11 protein-coding genes are annotated in these 23,383 nt (G+C 60.1%); 6 read left to right on the top strand and 5 right to left on the bottom strand.

Translation table 11 applies throughout. The annotated features are described in order from the left end of the window. Positions 1-4 precede the first annotated feature (4 nt). The 4 genes from FHT86_RS38670 (at position 5) to FHT86_RS21515 (ending at position 4,976) form a co-directional block, all read left to right on the top strand. Entirely contained in the window at positions 5-1,303 is a 1,299-nt protein-coding gene (locus tag FHT86_RS38670; RefSeq protein ID WP_312862436.1) for a glycosyltransferase family 4 protein, read from the top strand. A 147-nt stretch (positions 1,304-1,450) separates the two neighbouring features. Continuing rightward, positions 1,451-2,143 carry a sugar transferase gene (locus FHT86_RS21525; protein ID WP_133709511.1) on the top strand — a complete coding sequence of 231 codons (693 nt, stop codon included), beginning with the start codon at positions 1,451-1,453 and terminating at the stop codon, positions 2,141-2,143. A gap of 436 nt (positions 2,144-2,579) precedes the next feature. Beyond that, entirely contained in the window at positions 2,580-4,100 is a 1,521-nt protein-coding gene (locus FHT86_RS21520; RefSeq protein WP_133709510.1) for an oligosaccharide flippase family protein, read from the top strand. Between the two features lie 54 nt (positions 4,101-4,154). Next, positions 4,155-4,976, top strand: coding sequence for a methyltransferase, TIGR04325 family (locus tag FHT86_RS21515; RefSeq protein WP_133709509.1), 822 nt, complete (start codon positions 4,155-4,157; stop codon positions 4,974-4,976). Positions 4,977-5,057: 81 nt separating this feature from the next. On the opposite strand, the gene FHT86_RS21510 is transcribed toward FHT86_RS21515, so the two are convergent. Continuing rightward, positions 5,058-6,797, bottom strand: a complete 1,740-nt coding sequence (locus tag FHT86_RS21510; RefSeq protein WP_133709508.1) for a GMC oxidoreductase — start codon at positions 6,795-6,797, stop codon at positions 5,058-5,060. Positions 6,798-7,014: 217 nt separating this feature from the next. Between FHT86_RS21510 and FHT86_RS21505 the strand changes: the two genes are divergently transcribed. Continuing rightward, positions 7,015-8,199 (top strand): DegT/DnrJ/EryC1/StrS aminotransferase family protein, encoded by a 1,185-nt coding sequence (locus tag FHT86_RS21505; protein WP_133709507.1) that lies wholly within the window; start codon positions 7,015-7,017, stop codon positions 8,197-8,199. Continuing rightward, a complete protein-coding gene (locus FHT86_RS21500) occupies positions 8,186-8,992 on the top strand; it encodes a 4'-phosphopantetheinyl transferase family protein (RefSeq protein ID WP_133709506.1) in 807 nt (268 codons plus the stop codon). Before FHT86_RS21505 ends, FHT86_RS21500 begins: the two co-directional genes overlap by 14 nt. Here the strand turns inward: FHT86_RS21500 and FHT86_RS21495 are convergent. The 4 genes from FHT86_RS21495 to FHT86_RS21480 are packed head-to-tail and all read right to left on the bottom strand — an operon-like array spanning position 8,913 to position 23,051. Beyond that, positions 8,913-10,511: a hypothetical protein gene (locus FHT86_RS21495; RefSeq protein WP_133709505.1), complete on the bottom strand. Its 1,599-nt coding sequence runs from the start codon at positions 10,509-10,511 to the stop codon at positions 8,913-8,915. The genes FHT86_RS21500 and FHT86_RS21495 overlap by 80 nt on opposite strands. Before the next feature lie 50 nt (positions 10,512-10,561). Next, on the bottom strand, positions 10,562-13,042 hold the full coding sequence (locus FHT86_RS21490) for a condensation domain-containing protein (protein WP_133709504.1): 2,481 nt from the start codon (positions 13,040-13,042) through the stop codon (positions 10,562-10,564). Further along, positions 13,039-21,135: a non-ribosomal peptide synthetase/type I polyketide synthase gene (locus FHT86_RS21485; RefSeq protein ID WP_183868867.1), complete on the bottom strand. Its 8,097-nt coding sequence runs from the start codon at positions 21,133-21,135 to the stop codon at positions 13,039-13,041. The genes FHT86_RS21490 and FHT86_RS21485 overlap by 4 nt, the downstream gene beginning before the upstream one ends. Beyond that, the gene (locus tag FHT86_RS21480; RefSeq protein ID WP_133709502.1) at positions 21,132-23,051 is read right to left on the bottom strand and encodes a non-ribosomal peptide synthetase; all 1,920 of its coding nucleotides are present in this window, start codon (positions 23,049-23,051) and stop codon (positions 21,132-21,134) included. Before FHT86_RS21480 ends, FHT86_RS21485 begins: the two co-directional genes overlap by 4 nt. Positions 23,052-23,383: the final 332 nt, after the last annotated feature.

The raw sequence follows: 23,383 nt of genomic DNA, 5'->3' as shown, positions 1-23,383 counted from the left end.
TCTTGTGACCCCACCCCATCCCGATCGGGTTGTTATTATCAACGACCGCTCCGTCAAGGTCGGCGGAGCGTCAAACCTGGCGATCCTTTCTGCCGATCTGCTGCAACGTGCTGGAATTCCAATCACCTATTTCGCCGGCGATGCCGCCGGCGACGAACCTCCAGCGGTCGATACCATCAATCTCAATGGTCAGCCCCTGACGCAGCAAGGACGGATGAGCGCCCTTGCGGGGGGGCTATACAGCAGGAGCGCCTATACCGCCTTGCAGGATCTCATCGCCCGAAAGGACACGGCGGCGACGATCTACCATGTGCACGGTTGGTCGAAAATCCTGTCGCCGTCGATCTTTCGGGCGCTGTGGCCGGTGCGTGAACGCGTCGTTCTGCATGCCCATGACTATTTCCTCTCCTGCCCGAACGGCGGCTTTGCGAACTATCGCAAAAACGATGTCTGCCATCTCACGCCTATGTCGATGCAATGCTTGACGACGCAGTGCGACAAGCGCGGCTACCACGAGAAGGTTTGGCGATCGGCGCGGCATCTGCTGCGCGAGCATTTTTACCCGACCCGGCAAACGCCAGCCAATATCATTATCGTGCACCAGCGCATGCGTGATTATTTCGACCGCAGCGGCATAGGATCAGACAATATCGAGATCATCCGCAATCCTGTCGAACCCTTTCTGAAGCAGCCTATGGCGCCATGGAAGAAGCGCAATTTCTTCTTCGTCGGACGGCTCGAACCCGAAAAAGGGTTTGAGGATGCCGCGATGGCAGCGCGGCTTGCCGGCGTCAATCTCCACATCATCGGCGACGGTGCGGGCCGCGCGCTGCTGGAGCGCGACTATCCCGAGGTGGTTCTCCATGGCTGGAAATCCAAGGAGGAGATGCGCGGCATTATCGGCAGCGCCCGCGCGCTCGTCGTTTCCTCGCGTGTGCCGGAGCCTTTCGGGCTTGCGGCGCTGGAGGCCGTGACCAGCGGTATTCCGGTCATCCTTCCCGACGCGGCACTTCTTGGCGATGAGATTGCCGAACTCGGCTGCGGACTGACCTTCCAGAGCGGCAAGGTGGAAACGCTTGCGGCCGCGATGCGCCGGCTTACGGGCGACAACATGCTGGTCCGTCTGATGAGCGTGAACTGCATGCGCCGGTCGAGCGGTCTAGCTCATACGCCTGCCTCCTGGCGAGATGCACTGATCGCCCTCTATGGTCGCATTCTGGAGCGCACGGCGAGCCAGAGAACGGCCCCCATCGCCCCCGAAGATGATTACCCCGAAGCCGCCAAACCGGCACCAATCGGGTAGTCGAGTAGACGAATTACCCGCGCATCTAGCCATGCTTTCCCGGCCTTACGTCAATGGGACTAGGGCAATACCCTCAGGGTCAATTGTCAAGTTTCGGTGCAACTGGCAGCTTTGTGGCAGGATTCCGGATGTCGAGAGGTTCCAAAAATGCTGTCGGCTTTTGATGGCTATGCTCATGATGAGCAATCGCTTCATGATTTGAAACTGACAGCAAGGCGCAGCCGCACCAAGCGTGCTGTCGATATATTGCTTTCGGCCGTGGGGCTGCTGTTTCTGTCCCCCGCGCTTCTCGTGATCGCGATCGCACTGCTATTGGTCGATGGCCGACCCATCATCTACCGCCACGCCCGCGTTGGCCGTGAGGGCCGCACGTTCCAGTGCTTGAAATTCCGCTCCATGCGCAGGGATGCCGACAAACGGCTGGCCGAATTGCTGGAGCGCGAGCCGGAGCGGAAGAAAGAGTGGCTAGCGACCCGGAAGCTGATGAACGATCCGCGGGTGCACTGGCTTGGCAAATATTTGCGCATGAGCAGTGCCGACGAACTGCCGCAACTTCTCAACGTACTGCGTGGCGAGATGAGTCTCGTCGGGCCGCGGCCGATCGTGGCTGCAGAGCTTGAGCGTTACGGATCGCAACTGCACTGCTACCTGGCGCTGCAGCCCGGCATCACCGGCCTATGGCAGGTCACCCGCTGCGCCGACACCTCCTATGAGGAGCGTGTGCAGTTCGATGTCGACTACTACCATACATGCTCATTCTGGACGGACGTCACCATTCTCTGGAAGACCGTCGGCGTCGTGCTGCTTGCTCGCAATGAAAAGGAACGGCTCACCAAATGAAAAAGATGGCGACCGCAGCCCAGATAGCGAGACAAAACAATATCAGCAGCCAACGAAGCACCAATTTCCGCCGCGGGGAGCTTCGCCGCCCGGTTGTGGCACGATCGGGATCGACGTCCTTCATGACCTGTTCTGCATGTCGTCTCATGACTGTTTACGAAAAACCCTCTGTTGGGCGAGAACCAATCAAAACCATCGTTTTGGACCCGAACCGAAGCTTAGGCAACGCTCGGCCGTTCAACGCCAGTTTGCTTGGTTTTTGGATCGCTTCCTTTGGCGCAAGATTGTGTTCCGAATGGGAACAATACATGACTTATCTACAGCATAGCCGGTTTTTCTTAAGGAAACCCACCCAATATTGGGGGGTGGGGATAAACCAACCGTGCAACGCCGGCGGGATTTTGCTGTCCTTTCATCCGAGCGAGGGGACGCGCTGATGGACGGATTGCCCCTTCCCCCTTCCCCTTCCGGCCGCTTCGGCTTGCCGCGATGGCTTCGTCTGCGTTTGCCGTCCGTTATCGGCGATGGTGCTTCGACTTTGGGTTCGAAGGTTGTCTCCCAGGTCGTGCAGCTCGTCGTCTTCCTCGTTGCAGCACGTGTGCTCGCGTCGGCAGAATTTGGCCTCTATGCCTATAGCTCCGCCATCATGATCCTGCTCGTCGTCGTTGCCGAAGGCGGATGGGGCGAATTCGTGATGAAGACCGAATGCAGCGAGCATGAACTCGACCAGATCGGGACGATTTCGATCATTTCGGGTGTGCTGGTCACGATGGTCGGACTAAGCATCGCCGCCACCGTGTGGTTTGTCTTCCATCAGCCCTGGGAAGGCATGTTGCTTGGCCTCTTCAGCTGCTGGTTCCTCCCCTCGTCGCTTTCGGTTGTCTATGACGGGCTGCTGGTCGCCAGGGGCCTTCTGCGCAAACAGGCGGTCATCCGCATCACGGCCGAGGTCACCGGGCTGTTAGTCACCATACTCGGCCTATGGATTGGATGGAATGTCTTCTCGCTTGTCATTGGCCGGCTCGCGACGCAACTCGTCAGCCTATTCGCCTCCGCGGCGGTGGCACGCTGGTATCCGAGGCTGCGCCTGACCTGGCCATTCGCACGCGAAATCCTCGAGTTCTCGCGTCATATTTTGGCAAACCGACTGATCTTCTTCCTGCGCTCCTATTCCGGTACGCTGGCGATCGGCAGTTTTCTCGGCCTCACCGAGGCAGGCTACTATCGCGTCGCCGAGCGGATCATTGCCGCCTTTTCCGAACTTATTGGTGAACCGGCTCGCATGCTCGCCTGGACCTTGTTCCGCCGGGCGGCCGTCAAGATCGATGCCAACGGCAAGGCGTCGCGCGATGTCGGCGCATCGGCCACCACCTTCATGACCATTCTGATGGCGGCCTCAGCGCCGATCTATCTCGGTCTATCGCTGATCTCGTCGGGTCTGATTGACGTGGTGCTTGGCGACAAATGGGCGCCGGCGGCGATTCTCGTAGCAATCCTGTCGGCCAAGCAGGTGCTGCTGACCCCCGGCTATGTCACCGAACCGTTGTTGTCCCTGTCCGGCAATATCAAGCGTATGCCTCCTGCGCTGCTGTTCAACGGCGCCATTTCGGTCGGTCTGATCGTCCTCCTCGCGCCCTTCGGCGTCGAGGCGGCGGCCTTGGGTCAATGCCTAGCGTCCCTGATTTCCTTTGCGATATCAGTGCGTCTGCAGCGCAACTACGGCGGCCTCGAATGGCGGCGGGTGATCCGCGATTGTGCCTACGTCGCCGTCGCCATCGCAGCTATGGCAGCAACGGTTTATTCGCTCGGTTATCTCGCCGAAGCGTCTGCGTTGCGGCACCTGTCGACGGTGGCGATACAGGTCGTGTCCGGTGGAGCGATCTATGTCCTCACCCTTGCTATCCTCCAGAAAGTGATGGGCATCCCGATCCCGATCTTTGCGGTCGGTCGGCGATAGTCCGTGGATATTTCAAACGAGAAAGGCCGTTCGAGGCCGGTTGAGGAAACGATAATGGCGACTGTATCTTTGTCAGAGAACACGCGCTCGATCTTAGGCGAAACGGTTCGCAGCCTTGGCCGGTCTTTGTCGCCGCTGCGCGCCGCCGGCGGGCGCCTGCGTTATTTATCGCCCTTCCCGCGGCGATTTACCGGGGCTTACAGCTCCTATGAGGCCGCCTTCGCCACCGCCAAGACCATGCCGATGGCCGGTTACGATCACGAGGAAATTGCCAGCGTCGGCTTTGCCAAAATGTGCCAGGTCTTGCCATGGGACTATCCGGTGATGTTTTGGATGCGCAACCTGATGCAGGAAATTGACGGCGTCATCGATGCCGGCGGCCATATGGGAACGAAATACAGAGCTTTCCGGCCGTTGTTGCCGTTCAACGATTCCTTCCGCTGGATCGTTTACGATCTTCCAGCAATCATCCGCGTCGGGCGGCGTTTGGCGGAGCGCGATGGCCTGACGGGCCTCAGCTTCGTCGACCAGATCGAGGATGCCGGCGGCATACCGCTTTTTCTCGGTTCCGGCCTGATGCAATATCTGGATGTGCCGCTTTCCAGCCTGTTGCAGCGTCTGCCCGCCCTGCCTAAACATCTGATCCTCAACAAAGTCGCCCTCCACAAGAGCGGCACCGTTGTGACGCTGGAACGAATAAGCGGCACATATGTGCCCTATCAGATGCGCGATGAGGCCACTTTCCTGAGCGATGTGACGCAGCTCGGTTACAAGCAGGTCGACCGCTGGGCGATCCCTTCTCTGTCTCACCTCATCGATACGCATCCGGAATTGGGACGAAGCGAAAGTGCTGGTTTCTATTTCCGCCTTGGCTAGAGCTGTTCCGGGAACGACACGCGAGGTCCTTCCGTCCGGATTTGCGTAAAACACGACCCTGCGGCAGTAAGGCGATTGGGCTTAGACCTGACACGCGAGAGAGATGTCAGGGGTTTTCATCACAACTGGCGATGACGGCTCAGCCACGACATGCGGCCTTTCGATCGCATGTCGCGCCATGAGATGATCGGCGAGACGGATTGCCAGCGTCAGCAGCATCAATGTCGGATTGGCATGGCCGCCTGTCGGAAAGACCGAGCTACCGGCAACAAACAATCCGTCAATGCCATGCACCATGGCGTTCGAATCGACGACGCTCGTGGCGGGATCGGTGCCCATACGCGTGGTGCAGGACGGATGCGCCATATCCATGAAAGCGGCATCGCTATCGTCGTCCAGCGCGATCCAGTCGGCGAGCTGCGGCCGCGGCAGGCCTATGCGGGCGAATTCCTCAGACATTACTTGCGCTAACCGCTTTATACTATTGATTTCACAGAAACCTATTTTCCAATCAACCCGCGGCAGAGGTCTGCCGAACCGATCGCGTTCGTCCGATAAAGTGACTCTGCTTTCTGGGTCGAGCTTTTGCTCCGCCATCACGTCGAAACGCAGCTCGATCGAGCGATGCGGCAGCCCTCGTTTGCGGACCAGCCGACTGTAGAGGCCGGATGCGATCATTCCCGGTGAACGTGCGATGGCGGAAACATCACGGGTCAATGTCTGGCGGGAGCCGTGTACCACGCGCTTCAGCGCACCCCAGGGATCGTCTGCGGCATGGATCTGAACGGGATAGGCCGCGCAATTGGTGAGGCCTTCACGCACCTGCATATCCGGACTGAGTGACAGTCCCTGCAGATAGAAATGCGTCCGCCCTTTGTGCGACAGGCCATAGAAATTGAAATGCCGGGCTATCGCGTCGATATCGCCCCCCGTGACGCGAGCGAGCGATGTACGTGGATGATCGGCAAGGTAGCGGCCAACGACGTCCCTTCCATTGCCGATGCCGGACTTCATCAAGGCGTTAGAGGCTAGCAGCAACCGAGCATTCTCGATGCCACCGCCGCAAAGGACGATCGTCTTGGCGTTGATGATCGCCCTGTTTCCTTCAAGGCTTACCACGTTCATCGATGTCGCCCGGCGGGCATTATTGTCGAGATTGATCTCCGTCACCGTCGCATGCGTCAGGAAAACGATATTCGTCGCATCGATTTCGCGCGCAAGCCGATTGAATCGCATCGGTTCGCCGCGCTGGTCCCGCTCGTGGCTGAATTGCCAGAAGAACGGACGCAGAAGGTCGCGCTTCATGCCGAGATCGGCCGGGCGGGAATACAGCCGTTCATAGAGGCGTTCATCGTAAAGATTGGGGCCAAGATTGAGCAGGTCGCCGGCCCGATCGAGCGCGGCCTGCAACTCGCGGCGCCCGATCGGCCAACCGGAAGGCGACAGCCAGGGGCGCTTTGCGAAATCGATCTCGTCGAAGGCTGCACATTTGCCGACCCAGGTATGGCTGCTGCCGCCAAGCAGGCGGTTGCGCAGCTCGAAAGCAGGTATCGCGTTCAGCCATTCCAGGCTGTCGGCATAACCGCGCCCGACTGGCTCGACACCCGCACGCGCCACTGGCTCACCAACATTCTCGACCGAGTTCAGAGCCTGGACTTCGGCCTCGTAGTCTAGCCCGCCGCTGTCGATGACGAGGATATGGAGTGGCGTATTCGCAAGCTCCCGTGCGATGGTAATGCCCGCGGGACCGCCGCCGACAATGGCAATATCGGCATGCAGCAGCGTATTGTCTGGTGCAGTTCTGAGGTCGCGGATCGCCATGATAACATTCTCCTACAATTCCTTGTTTTTCTATCAGAATCGCAGCTTCACGAATAATCGTCCAATTGGCATAGGCGCTTATCCCGACTACCGATTTTGGATAGGTCGTCTGGCGGTACATCAAACCTTTCCTGGCCAGAAAGCCATGCTGAAAACGGCGTGAACGAGCGCTAGTCTCCAAGAAGAGAGCCGCTGATTTTCATCGGGAGCGAAAGATATGGCTAAAGTCGGATTGCGGGAATGGATGGCGCTTGCGCCGGTGTTTGCCTCAGGAAAATTGGCACGCTATGGCGATGATACCGGCGGTCCCCTGTTGCGGTTCGAGGCGGATTTCTGCGCCAAGTTCGGCGTGCAGCATGCGTTGACGATGAGCAGCGGCACTGGGGCGCTGATTTCGGCGCTGGTCGCCGCCGGCATCGGCCCCGGCGACGAAGTATTGGTGCCTGCCTATACCTGGATCGCCACCGCTGCAGCGCCGTTGGCGGCCGGTGCCGTGCCGATTCTTGTCGATATCGACCAGACTTTGACGATGGACCCTGCCGATATCGTCAGGAAGATCACACCACAGACAAAAGCAATCATCCCTGTGCACATGTCGAACATGGTGTGCGACATGGACAGCATCATGCGCATTGCCCGCGAGCACAATCTTATCGTTATCGAGGATGCCTGCCAGGCCGTCGGCCTCAGCTACAAGACTAAGCGCACGGGCACGATCGGCGACCTCGGCGCCTACAGCTTCAACCAGTTCAAGAACATGAACATTGGCGAAGGCGGCGCAGTCGTTACCAACGATCCGCAGCTTTTTGCCCGGGCGCGCATGTATCACGACATCGGTTCGCTGTTTCGCGGCCATCTCGACAACGCCAACGAGCCACCGATGCTCGGCGTGAATTTCAAGGCCAGCCAGATCCAGGGCGCCATGCTGAGCGTGCAATTGAAGCGGCTCGATCCAATGATTGCCCGCATGCGCAAGCGCTACGACATAATGACCGAGATCCTGTCGAAGAGCGACAGGATGCGCATCGGCCCGCATAATGATGCCGCCAATGCCGCCGGTCTGCATGTCATCTTCGAAACGCCCGACGACGCCAGGCAGTTTGTCGAGGAGAACAGGCGCGGTGTTTACCGGCTCTACGATTCCAGTCGGCATGTCTACACCAACTGGCAACCGGTGCTGCAGCAGCGCAGCGGCCACCCCGCGATGAACCCCTACAACTGGACAGATCGGAAGATCGAATACACGCCCGACATGTGCGCGCAAACCTTGGATATCCTGAAGCGTACTTGCCGCATCAGCCTCGGTGAGAACTATCCGGCGGCGCTGGTCGCCTATCTGGCGCGGCGCATGGTTCGCCAAGGCCCGACCGCCAGCGGCAAACTCTCCTATGCAACAACCTAGTTTCGAAATCATCGGTCCTGACGTCATCGACGTCTGGACCTGGAGTTTGGATGCGCCGCCGCCTTCTGTCGATGAATTCGCGGCGCTTTTATCCGCTGAAGAGCTAGCGAGAGCTGCGCGCTTCGTCCGTGAGCGCGACGGACAACGGTTCATTGTCGGAAGAGGACGGCTGCGGTCCATCCTGGGGCGCTATCTCGGGCTGCCGCCGCAAATATTCTCCTTCATCTATAACGACTACGGCAAGCCCTCCATCGCCCTTCCCGGCGGCACTCCCTTCCAGTTCAATCTCAGCCACAGTGCCGATCTTGCCGCGCTGGCTATTTCCGACCACTACGAACTCGGTATCGATATTGAGGAAATCCGTTTCCTCAAGGAAGATATCGCCGGCCGTTTCTTTTCTCGAAGGGAATATCTGACCCTGCAGGCACTGCCGCCGGAGGCCTATCTCGACGGTTTCTACCGCTGCTGGACGCGCAAGGAGGCTTTCGTCAAGGCGCATGGCGCGGGACTATCACTGCCACTCGACAGTTTCGACGTGACCTTCGATTGGGCAAACGAACCGAGACTGGAGCGGCTGGATGGTGATCCGGACGCACCTTCGAATTGGCGGGTTCTGGAACTCGAAACGCCGATCACGTTCGCCGGCGCCGTCGTCGCTTTGACAAAGGGCCATCCAGTTGGCTTGCGCTATCGCAGCGATGAGGAGGAGGCGCCTAAATGGTCAGTCTCGCATCCAGAATATAGCGCCCGCCCGCTGCATCGAAATGATGGCAGCCAAGAAGTCCGGTCTTGAAGTCCGGCGTGATCGTGCGGATACAGCGTTCGCGATAATCATCGAGCGTGAGCTGCTCGATCTCCATGATATTCAGCCCGTAGCCATAGATGCCATAGGCATTTCGCTGCGATGGCCTGTAGATCCTGCCGTCACGCTCGAAGATGCGCCCGGCATTGCGCGCCACGGTGCTGCCGATGACGACGGGGTTGCGCTTGTGCGGCACGACGCGCTTCAGCTCGGGGCCATCAACCTCGAAGATATAGAGCTCGCTGCAGTGATCCTCGTAGGCGTGATAGTCCGAAAGATTGGTGAAGAGCCACCATTTGCCGCCGTGACGCGTCAGGATGCTGTCGGCGGCCGACTGGCCCTCGAGGGCGGTGGAATAGAGCTCCCATTTCAGCGGGAATTCGGTGCAGCGCCAGATCTCGACACGTTGAGATTGATGCGTCTCCGGCATCATGAAGATATCGTCGCCTTCGCGGAACACGAATGGATAAGAGAGATGGTGCGGGCAATCGAGCGCCACGCCGATCCGCTCTACCTTGTCGCCATTGAAGCGACCGACGGCGATATGTGCCTTTCGGTCGCCATCGGCATAGGCTTCATAAAACAGGTAACACTCACCATCGTGCTGGAAGAGGAAAGGATCGGCTTTGATGTCGCCTTTGGTCGGCGGGATTTCGATCGCCTGGCTGGGATCGAAATCGTCGATCCGGCCGCGACCGGTGTAGAGCGTCCAGATAGATGACCCGAAATGCAGCTTTGTTTTCAATGCTTTGAGCGATTTTTCTGAGAGATAACCTGACAACGCGCCGGTATAGCGGAAGAGATCGCCGAACGATGGGGCGGATATTGCCGGCAGGCGCGCCGCTGTTGGGTCTAGCTGGCGCGTATCGGCCAAACGCGCGAGTTCGCGCATCAGAAGCGTGACGCCACGCTCCCGCACGAAGGCGGTATTACGCGCCGCGCTGAACTTGATGTTGAACGAGGAAGTAGCGATCTGGCCCGCGGGGGCGTCGCCGCCGCGCCTGGCATAGAGCATCAGCTCCGTGACCGGTGCCTTGGCGATGACGTTGGCATAGCTGAACCAATCGGCATGCTCCGATCGCTGGTCGGAGAAATTGAAGGCCCATTCGCCGAACGGCAGAGCCTGGATCGCATCGTCGGGCAAACCCTCCGGCGTGGTGCGTATGACCAGATCGAGATCGAGACGCTTAAGCAACGCGCGTGCGACGCTGCCATCGGTGGTGTTGCGATCGCTGATAGCTTCGATGTAATCTATACGCTGCCGGCCGGCGTCGAAACGCTTCGGGGTATAGGCAGGCTGCCGGGCAAGGAACTTGGCCTCCAGTCGCGCCACCAGCCCAAATAGCGACGAGGAAATCCGATCGCCGAAAGGATGCGGGTGAACGAGCAGGGTAACGAGCTCAAATCGCGGATCGGCCAGGATCCGGTCGAAGACCATCAGCTCCCAGTTCTCGAACCCGTCCTTGTGCCCGACAAGAACACCGATCCTCAAAGGCTTGGTCATATCCATAGTCGCGTTTCCTGTGCGGTTTCGCCGGATTCCGGTTGAAGCGGCGGCGCCTAAGCGTCGCCGAACTTCCTCGAGACGACCGATGCCAGTTCGGTCACCGAGTCCTCATGCCAGCCATCGATATCGATAACGGTGGTATCTGCCGCCACTGCATCGCCCCAGCCGAACAGGAGTTTGCGAGCGCGGGGATGATTGGCCTGGCTGCGCAGCAGGATCACCGAAGGGTCCTTGTTCTGCGCTGGCTTGTAGCTGCGCGCAGCCGCCACCAGCAGATCCGTCACCGCAGCGTTGGCCTCTTCCTCAGGTGAATATTGCCCGCCTTTGACGCCGAACATGTTCAGAAGCGCAAGCGAGAAATTGAACTCCTTCAGATAAACGATCAGCGGCGTCCGGCCCGACAGTACCTTTTTAGTGAAATAGGCGAGACGCTTGACGCGCCGCTCCCTGTTCCATCGCTTCTGCTCCCGTTTCGGCAGAGACTTGAAGTAGCCTGGCGCCCATGTGTCGATGATGGCGGTGAAGCTGACATCAGCCCCCTTCTCCCGCAACTGCCGGGTCACCTCCATGGCCAGCGTGCCGTTGACGCAGAGCCCGACGAGGGCAATGGGTCCGGCGTCAACGTCGACCTGCATGGCGTCGACCGCATAGCGGGCGATGTCTTCGAGGCGCAGATCAGCCAGACCCTTTCTGAGATCAGGATTGAACATGTTGACGTTTTGAACCGATATCGTATCCGGCAATTCGTTTGCCAGGCGATAATACAGGAAGGGATGGTTGAGCGTATAAACCGTGGCTGGCCCTGTGCCGCGTTTGCAGGTGACCAACTCCCAAGGGTTGACGAACTGGGTCGCGGACGCCTGCGTCTTCGGCGTATCGAAGATCGCGGCGGCAAAGCCTTCGAGCGTCGGTTCCTTGAAGAGAAGCTCGAGCGTCGGCTTGACGTTGAATTTATCCCGCACCGCCGACAGCAGCCGCAACGCCAGCAACGAGTGACCGCCGAGCGCGAAGAAGTCGTCCTTCGGCCGCACCTGCGGAACTTGCAGGATGTCCTGCCAAAGGGCAGCAAGCGCCGCCGTCTTCTTCGCCGCCGGCGTATCGGCCAAGGCATCACCGGCAGGAAGCTCGGCCGATGGTGTGCTCTTGGCGTCAGCGATCGCATGCCGTTCGGGCACGGTCAGCGAAGAGAGCGATGCCTCGGGATGGTCGAGGGCGATCTCATAGGCCTTCTGCCAGAGCTGCAGCAGGCTTTCGATCGTGCTCGCCTCGAAGAGGTCGGCATTGTATTCGATCGACATGCGCCAGCCCGTCGGTCGGCCGATCATGATGAAGCTCAGATCGTAAATGACACCAGGCGATTGCGACGGTGAGCTGATCAGTTCGAAGCCGCCGTAGCGGTGATCCTCCAGGAACGCCTTTTGCAGGTTGAAGTTCACGGAGATCAGCGGATTGCGCGAGGGATCGCGGACCGGGTTGATCAGCTCCACCAGCTTGTTGAACGGCATACGCTGATGGTTCAGCGCCCCCTCCACCGTCTCGCTGACCGAATGAATATGCTGCGCGAACGAAATGTCGGACGAGAAATCGACGCGCAGCACGAGGTTGTTGATGAAAACGCCGATTAGGTCTTCGAGATCGCTATGTTCACGGCCCGCGACCTGCGAACCGAACATCACGGTCGAGGCATGCGTCAGCCGATACAGCATGGCGCTGATGATGGCAGCGCCATAGCTATATTGCGAGACGCGATGAGCGCGTGCGGCGGCATCCATGCGCTCGCTGAAGGCGATAGGCTGCGCGATGGAGAGAATGTTGCCGTGATTGGTCTTCACGCGGCCGCGCGGATGGTCCGGCGTAACTTCGAAGTAAGGCGCGCCTCCAAGTTTTTCTCGCCAGAAGGTCTTTTCCGTCTCGAAACCGTAGCTCTGCAGGTATTCCTGCTGCCAGAGGGCATAATCGCCATATTGCAGCGGCAATTCCGGCAGCGTCGGCTGCCGGCCGGCATCGATGGCGGCAGCAATTTCCCCCACTTCCCGTCCGAGCACGCGGATAGACCAACCGTCGAAGCAGCTCTGATGGGCGGTGATGAGGAGAACCCCGCGGTCATTTTCGGCCATCAGCAGCGAGACGCGAAAGAGCCCGGGCTTGCTGAGGTCGAAGGGAGCCTGCGCCGTCTCCTCGCCGATCGACAGGATCCTCGCCTGGCGCTGATCGGACGGCATGCTGCGCAGATCGATCACCGACATCTTGAAATCGATCCTGTCGACCGCCTGCTGAAAGGGCTGGCCTTCCCTTTCGATGAACCGCGTCCTGAGGATTTCGTGGCGCTGGATCACCTTGCGAAAGGCCGCCTCGATGGTGGAGGCTTTGAAGGCGCCGCGAATTTCCCAGCGAACCGCAACATTGAGCGCTGGATTGCCGGGAAGCAACTGGTCGAGGATCCAGCAGCGCAATTGTGTCTGCGTGCAGGGAAACTCGCCGATGATCTCCAGATCGGCAACCTGGCCTACCGGGCTATTTTCAACCGTACTCATACTGCCCTCTCCAATCCGCGGCGTGCGCCGTTACGGAAGTCTCTCAATGATGGAACATGGAATTGAACCGGATCGGCTGTGATCTCTCCCTGGCTGTCGGCGAACGCCGCCAGCTCGGCCACCGAAGGATGACGCAGCAGATGCTTCGCCTCCAGCGGCAGACCGGTGTCGAGCATGCGGGCGGCGATGCGGAAGATCGTCAGCGAGTCGGCGCCCAGCGCGTAGAGATTGTCGTCGACACTGATGTCGCCGAGGTTCAGGACTTCCTGCCAGATCGTCAGCAGCCGCCGCTCCGTCTCCGTTTTCGGTTGGACCTTGATGGCTACAGCCTCGCGCTGTGGCACACCGCGCATCTGCAGGGTCTTGCGGTCAAGTTTGCCATTGGCGGTCTGTGGCAGCTCGCTTTCCGTCACCCAGAAGCTCGGCACCATATGGCCGGGTAGATTGGCTTTGGCATGGGCCGCAAGATCGGCGGGCGAAAGCTCGGTGCCACTGACGGTGGGTATGACGTAGCAGACGAGAGAGCGATCACCCTTCTGGTTTTCCGCCGCGACGACCGCGCATTGGCGAACGCCTTCCGCTTTGGAGACGACGGCTTCGATATCGCCGAGCTCGATGCGGAAACCGCGAAGCTTGATCTGCTGGTCGCGCCGGCCGAGCAATTGCAGTGAGCCATCGGCAAGGCGCCTTCCGACATCGCCGGTCTTGTAGAGCCGCTTCGGCTTGCCGACGGCGAAGCAGAACGGCACGAAGGCTTTTTCGGTCAGGTCAAGCCGGTCGAAGTAGCCGTTCGCCAGGCCGTCGCCGCCAATGTGCAGCTCACCGGTGACGCCGATCGGTGCGATGCGATTGTTCTGGTCGAGGATATAGAGCTGCGTGTTGGCAATCGGGTGGCCGATGGTGATCGGCTGATCCGCATCGGTGATCCGCTGCACCGACGACCAAATCGTCGTTTCCGTCGGGCCGTACATGTTCCAGAGCTCGGCGCCGATCGTCAGCAGCGATTTGGCCAACTCTTTCGGCAGCGGTTCCCCGCCGCAGAGCATTTTCAGGTTCGATCGTTCCTTAAGGCCGGCCTCGGTCAACATCTGCCAAAGTGTGGGGGTTGCCTGCAGCACCGTGGCATTGTGGTCGTTGACCAGTTTTACCAACGCGAAGCCGTCCTGGACCTGCGTGCGGCTGGCGATGACGACTTTTCCTCCCGATATCAACGGCAGATACATTTCCAACCCGGCAATATCGAAGGAGATCGTCGTTACCGCAATCAGCGTGTCCTTGGCAGTGAAGCCGGGTTCCTTCGCCATCGAGAGGAGGAAGTTGGTCAGCGCCCGGTGGGACACTTCGACGCCCTTCGGCATGCCGGTGGAGCCCGATGTAAAGATGATATAGGCTGGCGCCGTTGTATCGATGGGCAGATTCTTCAGGGTCGCCCCATTCATCGAGCCGATCGCGTCTGCATCCCTGTCGATGCGGATGACGGGTGTGCCGGAGGCTGCAAGCCGCGCCATCTCATCGCTGTCGCAAATCAGGCCGCCGACACGGGCGATATCCAGTGTCTGGCGCAACCGCGGCTCAGGATGGGCCGGGTCCATGGGCACATAGGTGTGCCCGGCCTTCATGACCGCAATGAGAGCGACGATCATTTCGAGCGAGCGCTCGACCAGAAGTGCAATGCGCTGACCGGGTTCGGGGATCTCCTTCAGCAGATAGAGGGCGAGCTGGTTGGACCGGGTTTCCAGGTCACCGTAGGTAATCGTACGGCCGTCATGTTCGGCGGCAATAGCCTCCGGATGTTCGGCTGCCCTGTCTGCGAAGAGCGAGAAGACGAACTGGTCGTGATCGTAGTCCATGGCGGTATGGTTCAGATCATCGATAAGCCAGGATTTTTCATCCGCCGTCATCAGCGGCAATTCGGAAACCTTGCGCTCCATATCTTTCGCAAGTGCTGCTGCCAGCGTAGAGAAATGGCCGATCCAGCGTTCGATGGTGGCACGGTCGAAGACGTCGGCATTGAAATCGACGTCAATGCGAATGTGATCCGGCGCCTCAATCATGTTGAAGAACATGTCGAAGTTGGAGAAGGCCTTGGCGTTCGGCTCGATCGTGGGCTTGAGGTTGCCGAAAGCCGAGCCGCCGGCCATACGCTCCAGGTTGAACTGGATCTCGGTGAGCGGCAGGCGTCGGGAGTCGCGCTTGATGCCGAGTTTACGCACCAGCGTGCCGTAGGTGTAATCCTGATGCTCAAAGGCCTGGAAGACCAGTTGCTGCGTTGCCTTCAGATGAGTGGCGAAGGATTCCGCTGGCGTCACCGTCTGGCGCAGCGGCAGAAGATTGACGCAGTGGCCGACAAGGATCTGGTCACCGATCAGGCTTTGCCCAGCCGAAGGAATGGCGATGACGATGTCCTCCTGGCCGGAAAGCCGCGAGATCGTCACCTGCAGCGCGGCAAGCAGGGTGGAAAACAGCGTCGCGCCCGATTTCGCCCCCGCCTTCTTCAGCGTTTTGTAGACATCCGCGCCGATGAAGCCGGTGCAGGTTCCGCCGGCAAAGCTGCGATATTCCGGACGCGGCCGGTCAACCGGCATTTCCGGCAGATCGGGAACCGTCTTGAACTGGTCGAGCCAGAATTGTTCCGTTGCTCCGGACTTCTCCGGCTTCGGCGCGAAGTCGGTCGAATAGGTAGCGAAGGATAAAGCCGGTTCGAACTGCGGTGTGTCACCTTGCTGGTAGGCGGCATAGGCGGTCGACAGCTCATCGACGAAGACGTTGATCGACCAGCCGTCGCAGACGATGTGGTGGCCGGTGAAGACGAAGACGTGCTTGTCGGCACCGAGCTTCACGATGCTGGCACGCGCCAGAGGACCGTTGACGAGATCAAAGGGCGTCAGCGCCTCGTCTTCGACGATCTGCTGCAGAAGCGCTTCATCGGCACCATCGACCAGAGGCGCGTCGAGCTTGAAATCCGGAATGAACTGGAAGCGCTCGCCGCTACGGTCAAAACGGATGTGGAACGCGTCGTGGCGGGCAACGACCGTATCAAGGGCTTTGCGGAACGCTTTCTCATCGAAAGCGCCTTCGAGTTTCAATGAAAAGGACTCGTTGAAGGAGCACGAGGCTTCGTCGCCGGCCTGTGCTGCCAGCCAGATTTCCGTCTGCGCCTCGGTCAGCGGTGCGGATTGCGGCCGCGAAGCGCGCGCCACCGCCGGTGTTTTCGTCTCAGATGACGGGGTTGGCCTATCTTCGGCGGGCGCCAGGATACCCGCCGACTGCAGGGCATCCAGACTGTCGCGGAAGGCTTTGGCGATCGTCTGGAAATCCTCTTCGCTATGGGCTGTGGTCAGGAAGCAGGGATAGCCGTCCTGGATGTGAACGCCGTTCAGGCGCATCTGCGCGTAGAACAATGCGCCGAGTGAATCCTGGCTGCTGAAGTCGGTGGCGAACCAGCTTTTGTAGCCATGGACGACATCGGCAATGCCGCGTCTTGCGAGATCCGCCTTGATTTCAGCGACGAGCGCCTGGGTTCGTTCTGCGACGCGGCCGTAAAGTGCCGCCCCCTCGCCCTTGATGTGATGCAGAACGGCATGCGCTGCGGCAAGCACCAGCGGATGACGTACGAATGTGCCGGCAAAAAAAGTCGGCGCGGTCATGGGAACGGAGTCATCGCCGTAGTTCCAGTGGCCGCCGTCGAGGGCGTCCATGAAACGCGAGCTTCCAACCAATACTCCGATCGGCATACCGCCGCCGACAACCTTGCCATAGGTCGCCATATCGCCCTTGATGCCCCAGATCGCCTGCATGCCGCCGGGATCGACGCGGAAGCCGGTGACGACTTCATCGAAGACCAGGGCGAATTCAGACTTGGTGGCGACATCGCGCAGCTCACGAACGAATTCGATCGGTTGCAATTCCGGATGGCGGCTCTGGATCGGCTCTATGATGACGGCGGCAATGTCCTCAGCATTGGCGCGGATGAAATCCAGGCTTTCCGGAGCGCCGTAGCGCAGCACGGTCATATTGGACACGGAAGCCAGCGGGATGCCGGACGCGATCGGCAAGGCGATCGGCTTGTCCGCCCGGTTGCGGCCCTTGACCAGCACTTCATCGAATTGGCCGTGATAGTCGTTGGCGAAGACCACGATACGGTCGCGGCCGGTGACGGCGCGGGCGAGACGCATGGCGGCCATGACGGCTTCCGAGCCGGTATTGCAGAAGGTGACACGCTCATGGCCGGTCACCTCGGCGATCATCTCGGCGACGTCACCGGCGAGCGGCGTCTGCGGGCCGATCGCAAAGCCAATGTCGGCCTGGGCCTTGACGGCGTCGATGACGAAATCCGGGGCATGGCCGAAGGCGGTCTGACCGAAGCCGTTGACGAGATCGACGTATTTGTTGCCATCGACGTCCCAGATATGCGCGCCTTTGGAATGGTCACAGACGATCGGGAAGACCATTTCCTTCCAATCCGCGCGGAAGCCGGAAGCCGTGCGCGGGTCGGCAAGCCAATGACGATTGGCCTTGGTGAAGGCCTTGGACTTGGCATTCTTCGTTTCATAGGCGGCGGTCAGGTCGGCGATGAAGGCCCGTTTGGCGTTGGATATTTCCGGCGCGAGGCTCTTTGCGCCCGGGCGGTAGAGCTTGATGCGTTCCGTGCCGAATTCGGTTTCCGGCGCATCCGTTGTGGGCTTGGCGGCAGCTGCAGCGGCAGGCGCGGGAGCGGTTACGGCCGCCGATACCGGCGCTGCGGCTGGTATCGGTGCGGCGACCGGGGCGATCGCGGTGCTGCCTTGCAGGATCAGCAACTGCTGGGCAAATAGCGACTGTGCCAGCTGGATCTGTGATTGCAGCAGGGCTGCCAAATCGGGCGAAGAGCTGGACACCATCGGCATCGCGATCGGAAGCGCCGCCGGCATTGCGACCGGTAACGGTGTCGCAGCAACCGGCGCGGCAGCAGCGACAACCGGCGTCGGCTCGGCCACTTTCACGGCGTCCGGCGGCATCTGCTGGTCGAGATGAAGTGCCAGATCGGCGACAGAAGGAATGTTACTGAGCAGTTCACGGAAGGAAAGTTTGACCTTGTATTCCTTCTCGATGCGCTGTGCGAACTGCCCGACGAACAGCGAGTCGAAGCCGAGTTCGAGGAAAGTCACAGCCCGTTCGCTGGTTCCCAGCGTCTCCCCCGACATCTCGCTAAGCAAGGTCAACAGGGAGGTTTCAAGAGTGAGGACGCGATTGGAAAGGGAGAGTGGTGTTACGACGTTCATGGCTTTGTTCTCATCGACAAGGTTGACATCGGCTGCCAAGGAGGCAGCGGGCGCAGGGTCTTGAGCGGGCAGAGCCGGTTGGCTCGACGCGCGGCGTGCAGATTGTGGTGCATCGATCCAATGGCGCTGGCGTTGGAACGGATAGGTTGGCAGGGCCAGGCGCTGCTGGGCACTGGCGGGCAGAGAAGGCCATTCCAGCGCGTAACCGGCCATCCAAAGTTTGCCGTGTGCTTCCGCCAGTGTTTCGGAGGCGGCAAAGGCACGGTCATGCTCGGGCAAGGACTGCACGATGGCGGCAAGATCGTCACGGCCGATCGTCTGCGCGGCAAAGACCGAGAGCGTTCGGCCGGGGCCAACTTCGAGAAGCACCGGTTTTCGGCCGCGGCAGAGCGTCACGAGCCCGTCGGCGAAGTGAACGGCGTCGCGGCAATGTGTTGCCCAATAGTCCGGCGAGGTTCCCCGTTCACCGGTCTGCCAGTCGCCTGTGACACAGGAGATATAGGGCATGGTGGCATTGCCGTAGGTGGCTTTCGCCGTCTCTTCGCGCAGGGCAATGGCGGCATCATCCATCATTGCCGAGTGAAAGGCATGCGAAGTATGCAGCCGGCTGAAGGCGATGCCGGCGGATTCGAGCCCGGCGCAAACCGTGTCGATATCATTGAACGGCCCCGAGACGACGCAGAGTTTCGGCGCATTGATCGCAGCGATTTCGACATTGCCGCGCAGGTGCATCGAGACGGTTTCGGCGTCAGCCCGCACGGACACCATCGCGCCGTGCGGCTGGTTCTGCATCAGCCGTCCGCGGTTGGCGACCAGCCGCAAACCGTCCTCGAAGGAAATGACGTTGGCAAGCGTTGCCGCAACGAATTCGCCGACGCTGTGGCCGATCATCGCGTAGGGCTTGACGCCGCGGCTCAACCACAGCCGCGCCAGCGCATATTCGACCAGATAGAGGCAGGGTTGGGCGATGCGCGTTTCACGCTGCTCGTCGGCCATGGACTGCGTCACAGGGCCGGTGTGGCAGATATAATCGCGCAGATCAACGCCGAGCGTCATCTTCAGCAGTTCGGCGCCGCGGTCGATCCAACGGGCGAATTCCGGCTCCGAGCTGTAAAGGCCGGCGCCCATGCCGACATATTGAGCGCCCTGCCCCGGAAACATGAAGGCCACCGGCGGCTCATCCGCGGCAATGAGCGGCTGGTAGCGCTCCGCCGCCAGACGATCGATCGCTTCCTCCGTGGTGCTGGCGGCGATGGCGAGACGGTGATTGAACTCCCGCCGGCCAGCCTGCAGCGTATGAGCCAGTTGTGCCAAAGGCAGCCCGGGATTCTTGGCGAGGTGGTCGGCGAGATTGGTGCGCATTGCCGACAGGACGGCCGGATTGGGTGCCGAAAGCGGCAGAATATGCGGCCCTTCATGCTCATCGACAGGTTCGTCGTGACGAACCGGCGGTTCTTCGACGATGACATGAATGTTCGTGCCGCCGACACCGAATGCGCTAACGCCCGCACGGCGCGGCCCCGCCGTTTCCGGCCAGTCGATCAGTTCGGTCGGAATGTAAAAGGGGCTGCGATCAAGATCGATGCGCGGATTCGGCTTTTGATAGTTGGCCATCGGCGGGATCTTCGCCTTGCCCAGCGCCAGCGCGGTCTTGATCAGGCCGGTGACGCCTGCGGCCGCATCTGTATGGCCGATATTGCCTTTCACCGATCCCAGGGCACAACTGGCCGGCGGCGGCGGATCTTCTGAAAAAGCGCCCTTCAAGCCGCTGAATTCGATGGGGTCGCCGAGTGGCGTTGCGGTGCCGTGGCATTCGACATAGCCAATCGTCGAGGGTGAGACGGCGGCATTCGCGAATGCTGCGGAAATCGCTTCGGCCTGGCCTTCGACACTCGGTGCGACGAAGCCTATTTTGTCGGAGCCGTCATTGTTGACGCCATAGCCGCGGATAATCGCATAGATATGGTCGCCATCCCGAAGCGCGTCTTCCTGGCGCTTGAGAAGGACGACGCCTGCACCGCTGGCGAAAACTGTTCCGGCGGCGTTTGCATCGAAAGGACGGCAAGTGCCGTCCGGCGAGGCCATGCCGCCCTCCTGGTAGATATAGCCGCGCTTTTGCGGAATGGTGATCGAAACACCGCCGGCAAGCGCCATGTCGCAGTTGTAGGTGAGCAAATTCTGGCAGGCCTGCGATACAGCCAGCAGCGAGGTCGAGCAGGCCGATTGCACCGTAAAGGCGGGACCACGCAGATTGAATTTATAGGCGACGCGTGTCGCAAGCGTGTCGTTCAGTGCGCCGACAAGCTGTTGGAAACAGCCGATCTGATAGTTGGACGTGAATTCTTCCGCCTTGGCGCGGTCGCCCAGAACGTTGTTGATCAGATAGGTCGGCATGGAGGAGCCGGCGAAGACACCGATCATCCCCGGATAGCGCTGCGGATCGTAACCGCCGTTTTCGAGCGCTTCCCAGCAGATTTCCAGGAAGACCCGATGCTGCGGGTCTGTCAGCGCCGCTTCGCGCGGATACATGCCGAAGAAATCGGCATCAAACATCTCCACGTCACTAAGATGCGGTCGGGCCGGAACAAAATTCGGTTGCGCGCGCTCTTCGTCGGTAAAGGCGTCTTCGAGTTCTTCCGGCGAAAATTGCGAAAAGGCATCCCGCCCCTCGCAGATGAGTTGCCAAAGCGCATCTACCGAAGGAGCCCCGGGAAAGCGACCGGACATGCCAATGATAGCGACACCGCCTGAATCCTGATTGTCCCAATCCTGATTGTCGTCGAAATCACTTTGATCGCCATTGGCATGACTGGTGTCATGATTTTTCGTCATGAAGAACTCCTGCGGAATTGGGACATGGTCTTTCTTTGAAGGGATGCACGCTGGGCCGCGGCGATCGCCCGCGCCGAACCCGAAGCCTTGCCGTCGACATAGCGGGCCAATTCACGGATCGTCGGATGCTTGAACAGGGCGACTACGTCGACGGAACGTTCGAGCTCGGCCTCAAGGCCGGCGTGTATCTGCATGAGCTGAAGGGATGTTCCGCCGAGGTCGAAGAAGTTTCTGTCGAGATCGATTTTTTCGGCGCCCAGCGCGTCCTGCCAGAGCGATGCCAGAAGTGCCTCCGTCTGGCTCTTGGCGACAGCGTCAGGCGCAATCTCGATAGGCCCCACCGGTGGCGGTAGAAGCTTGGAGCGATCGACCTTACCGGCTGGTGTCAACGGGAATGCATCGATCACTACGGCGGCACTCGGGATCATGTAGGCCGGAAGTGCCGCGCGCAGTGCCGCCATGACGCTCGGCACGAAATCGGGACCTGCGCCCGCGATCCCCTGCCGGGGGCATAGGTAGGCGACAATGCGCTTGAGCGTCGGACTTTGGACGTGACAGAGGACGATACCGTCGGCAAGGCGCGGATCGCGTCTCAGCGTTGCCTCGATTTCATCGAGCTCGATACGCTTGCCGTTGATCTTGATCTGCCGGTCGCGGCGTCCCTTGAAGGCGACTGTGCCGTCCGTTTGCAGAATGGCGAGATCGCCGGTCAGATAGTATCGCTTTTGTCCGCCGTTCGTGCTGACTGTCACGAACTTTTCCGCGGTTAGTTCCGGACGTTTGAAATAGCCGATCGCAAGCCCGTCGCCCGATATCGCCAACTGTCCCTCGGCCCCATGCGGAACTTCCCGCAACTCCTCGTCGAGAATCGCGATGCCTGTATGTGCGATCACCTTGCCGATCGGCAGCTCCTGCCCGGAAAAGTTCGGAGGCACTTCGAAGGCTGTTGCAAAAACAGTCGTTTCGGTCGGGCCGTAGGCGTTCGTGAGTTTGCAGCCGGGATGACGGTTGAGAAACCGCCGCGCATGGACCGCCGATCCGACATCGCCGCCGAACAAGACGTGCCGAAGCTTCGGCAAATCGACGTCCGCGTGGTCGGCGAACAGGTTGAATAGCCCCGTCGTCAGGAACATGACGCTGACGCCGGTTTCGCGTATTAGGTTGCTGAGCCGAGCGACGGAGAAGCTGGTGTCCGGCATGCCGACAAGCTTGCTGCCGTTGAGCAATGCTCCCCAGATCTCGAGGGTTGCCGCATCGAAGGCGATGGTTGCGGTGTGGAGGACCACATCGTCCGGCTGAAAGTCGACATAGGTCTGATCCAGCACGACCCGGGCGATGCTGCGATGCGCAATCGCCGTGCCTTTCGGCCGGCCGGTCGAACCGGAGGTGTACATGACATAGGCGAGATCCTCGCCGCCGATTTTGACGGAAGGCCTTGGCTGAGGCGGGCGGATTGTCATTTCCGCAATGATCGCGCCGGCCTCGATGACCCTGCCGCGCATGCTGGGAACCGAGCTAATTTTGTCGCCATAGGCTGAGTCGACGAAGATCACCTTCGGCTCGCATTCGCCGATGACATAATCGAGATGCTCGATCGGAAAGGCAGGATCGAGGGGGAGATAGGCGCCGCCGGCCTTGAGAATCGCCAGCTTGCAGACGATGGCGTTGAGGCTGCGCGGCAGGAACAGGCCGACGATATCGGCCTTGCGGATGCCGAGCTTTACGAGATAGGCGGCCAACGCGTCCGAGACCCGATCGAGATCGCGGTAGCTGAGGGCGGTATCGCCGAAAACGACAGCCGTCGCATGCGGAACGGCTTGGGCCTGTTCACGCACCATGTCGTGAAGGCTGCGGTCTCGGTCGTAATGCATGGTTGCGGCAAAATTGGTTTTCTCTTCTGAATCGAAATCGATCATCGCTGTGCTCCGGGCTGCGTTTGCTGCCTTTGACGGCACGATTTGCGTGCCTCGTTGTCGCCCGCAGAATTTCACGCTGTCGGAAAATCACCAGTTGATCATTGGGATGACTGACGTCCTCAACGAAAGTCTTAAGCCTTAGCCGACGTAGACATTTTGTCGGAAAAGACCGTCGACGTAGCCGCGGGCTGGCCAAAAGCATTACGGGTGACGGAGATCGAGCGCATCACGCGCGAAAAATACCCCTCCCGGGAGGGAGAAGGTTGCGGTTTCTGCGCCTGGTGAAGGAGTGCAGGCTATCGGGTGTTGCCGCAGGGAGAAGGCATCAAAGC

The sequence above is a fragment of the Rhizobium sp. BK313 genome (assembly GCF_014193655.1).
Taxonomy (GTDB): domain Bacteria; phylum Pseudomonadota; class Alphaproteobacteria; order Rhizobiales; family Rhizobiaceae; genus Rhizobium.
This window is presented reverse-complemented; position numbering and strand designations above follow the sequence as displayed.

Excerpts from the sequence above, each read along its gene's own strand:
- FHT86_RS21525 (WP_133709511.1), top strand. The coding sequence starts at position 1,451 with ATGCTGTCGGCTTTTGATGGCTATGCTCATGATGAGCAATCGCTTCAT.
- FHT86_RS21520 (WP_133709510.1), top strand. The coding sequence starts at position 2,580 with ATGGACGGATTGCCCCTTCCCCCTTCCCCTTCCGGCCGCTTCGGCTTG.
- FHT86_RS21515 (WP_133709509.1), top strand. The coding sequence starts at position 4,155 with ATGGCGACTGTATCTTTGTCAGAGAACACGCGCTCGATCTTAGGCGAA.
- FHT86_RS21510 (WP_133709508.1), bottom strand. The coding sequence starts at position 6,797 with ATGGCGATCCGCGACCTCAGAACTGCACCAGACAATACGCTGCTGCAT.
- FHT86_RS21505 (WP_133709507.1), top strand. The coding sequence starts at position 7,015 with ATGGCTAAAGTCGGATTGCGGGAATGGATGGCGCTTGCGCCGGTGTTT.
- FHT86_RS21500 (WP_133709506.1), top strand. The coding sequence starts at position 8,186 with ATGCAACAACCTAGTTTCGAAATCATCGGTCCTGACGTCATCGACGTC.
- FHT86_RS21495 (WP_133709505.1), bottom strand. The coding sequence starts at position 10,511 with ATGGATATGACCAAGCCTTTGAGGATCGGTGTTCTTGTCGGGCACAAG.
- FHT86_RS21490 (WP_133709504.1), bottom strand. The coding sequence starts at position 13,042 with ATGAGTACGGTTGAAAATAGCCCGGTAGGCCAGGTTGCCGATCTGGAG.
- FHT86_RS21485 (WP_183868867.1), bottom strand. The coding sequence starts at position 21,135 with ATGACGAAAAATCATGACACCAGTCATGCCAATGGCGATCAAAGTGAT.
- FHT86_RS21480 (WP_133709502.1), bottom strand. The coding sequence starts at position 23,051 with ATGATCGATTTCGATTCAGAAGAGAAAACCAATTTTGCCGCAACCATG.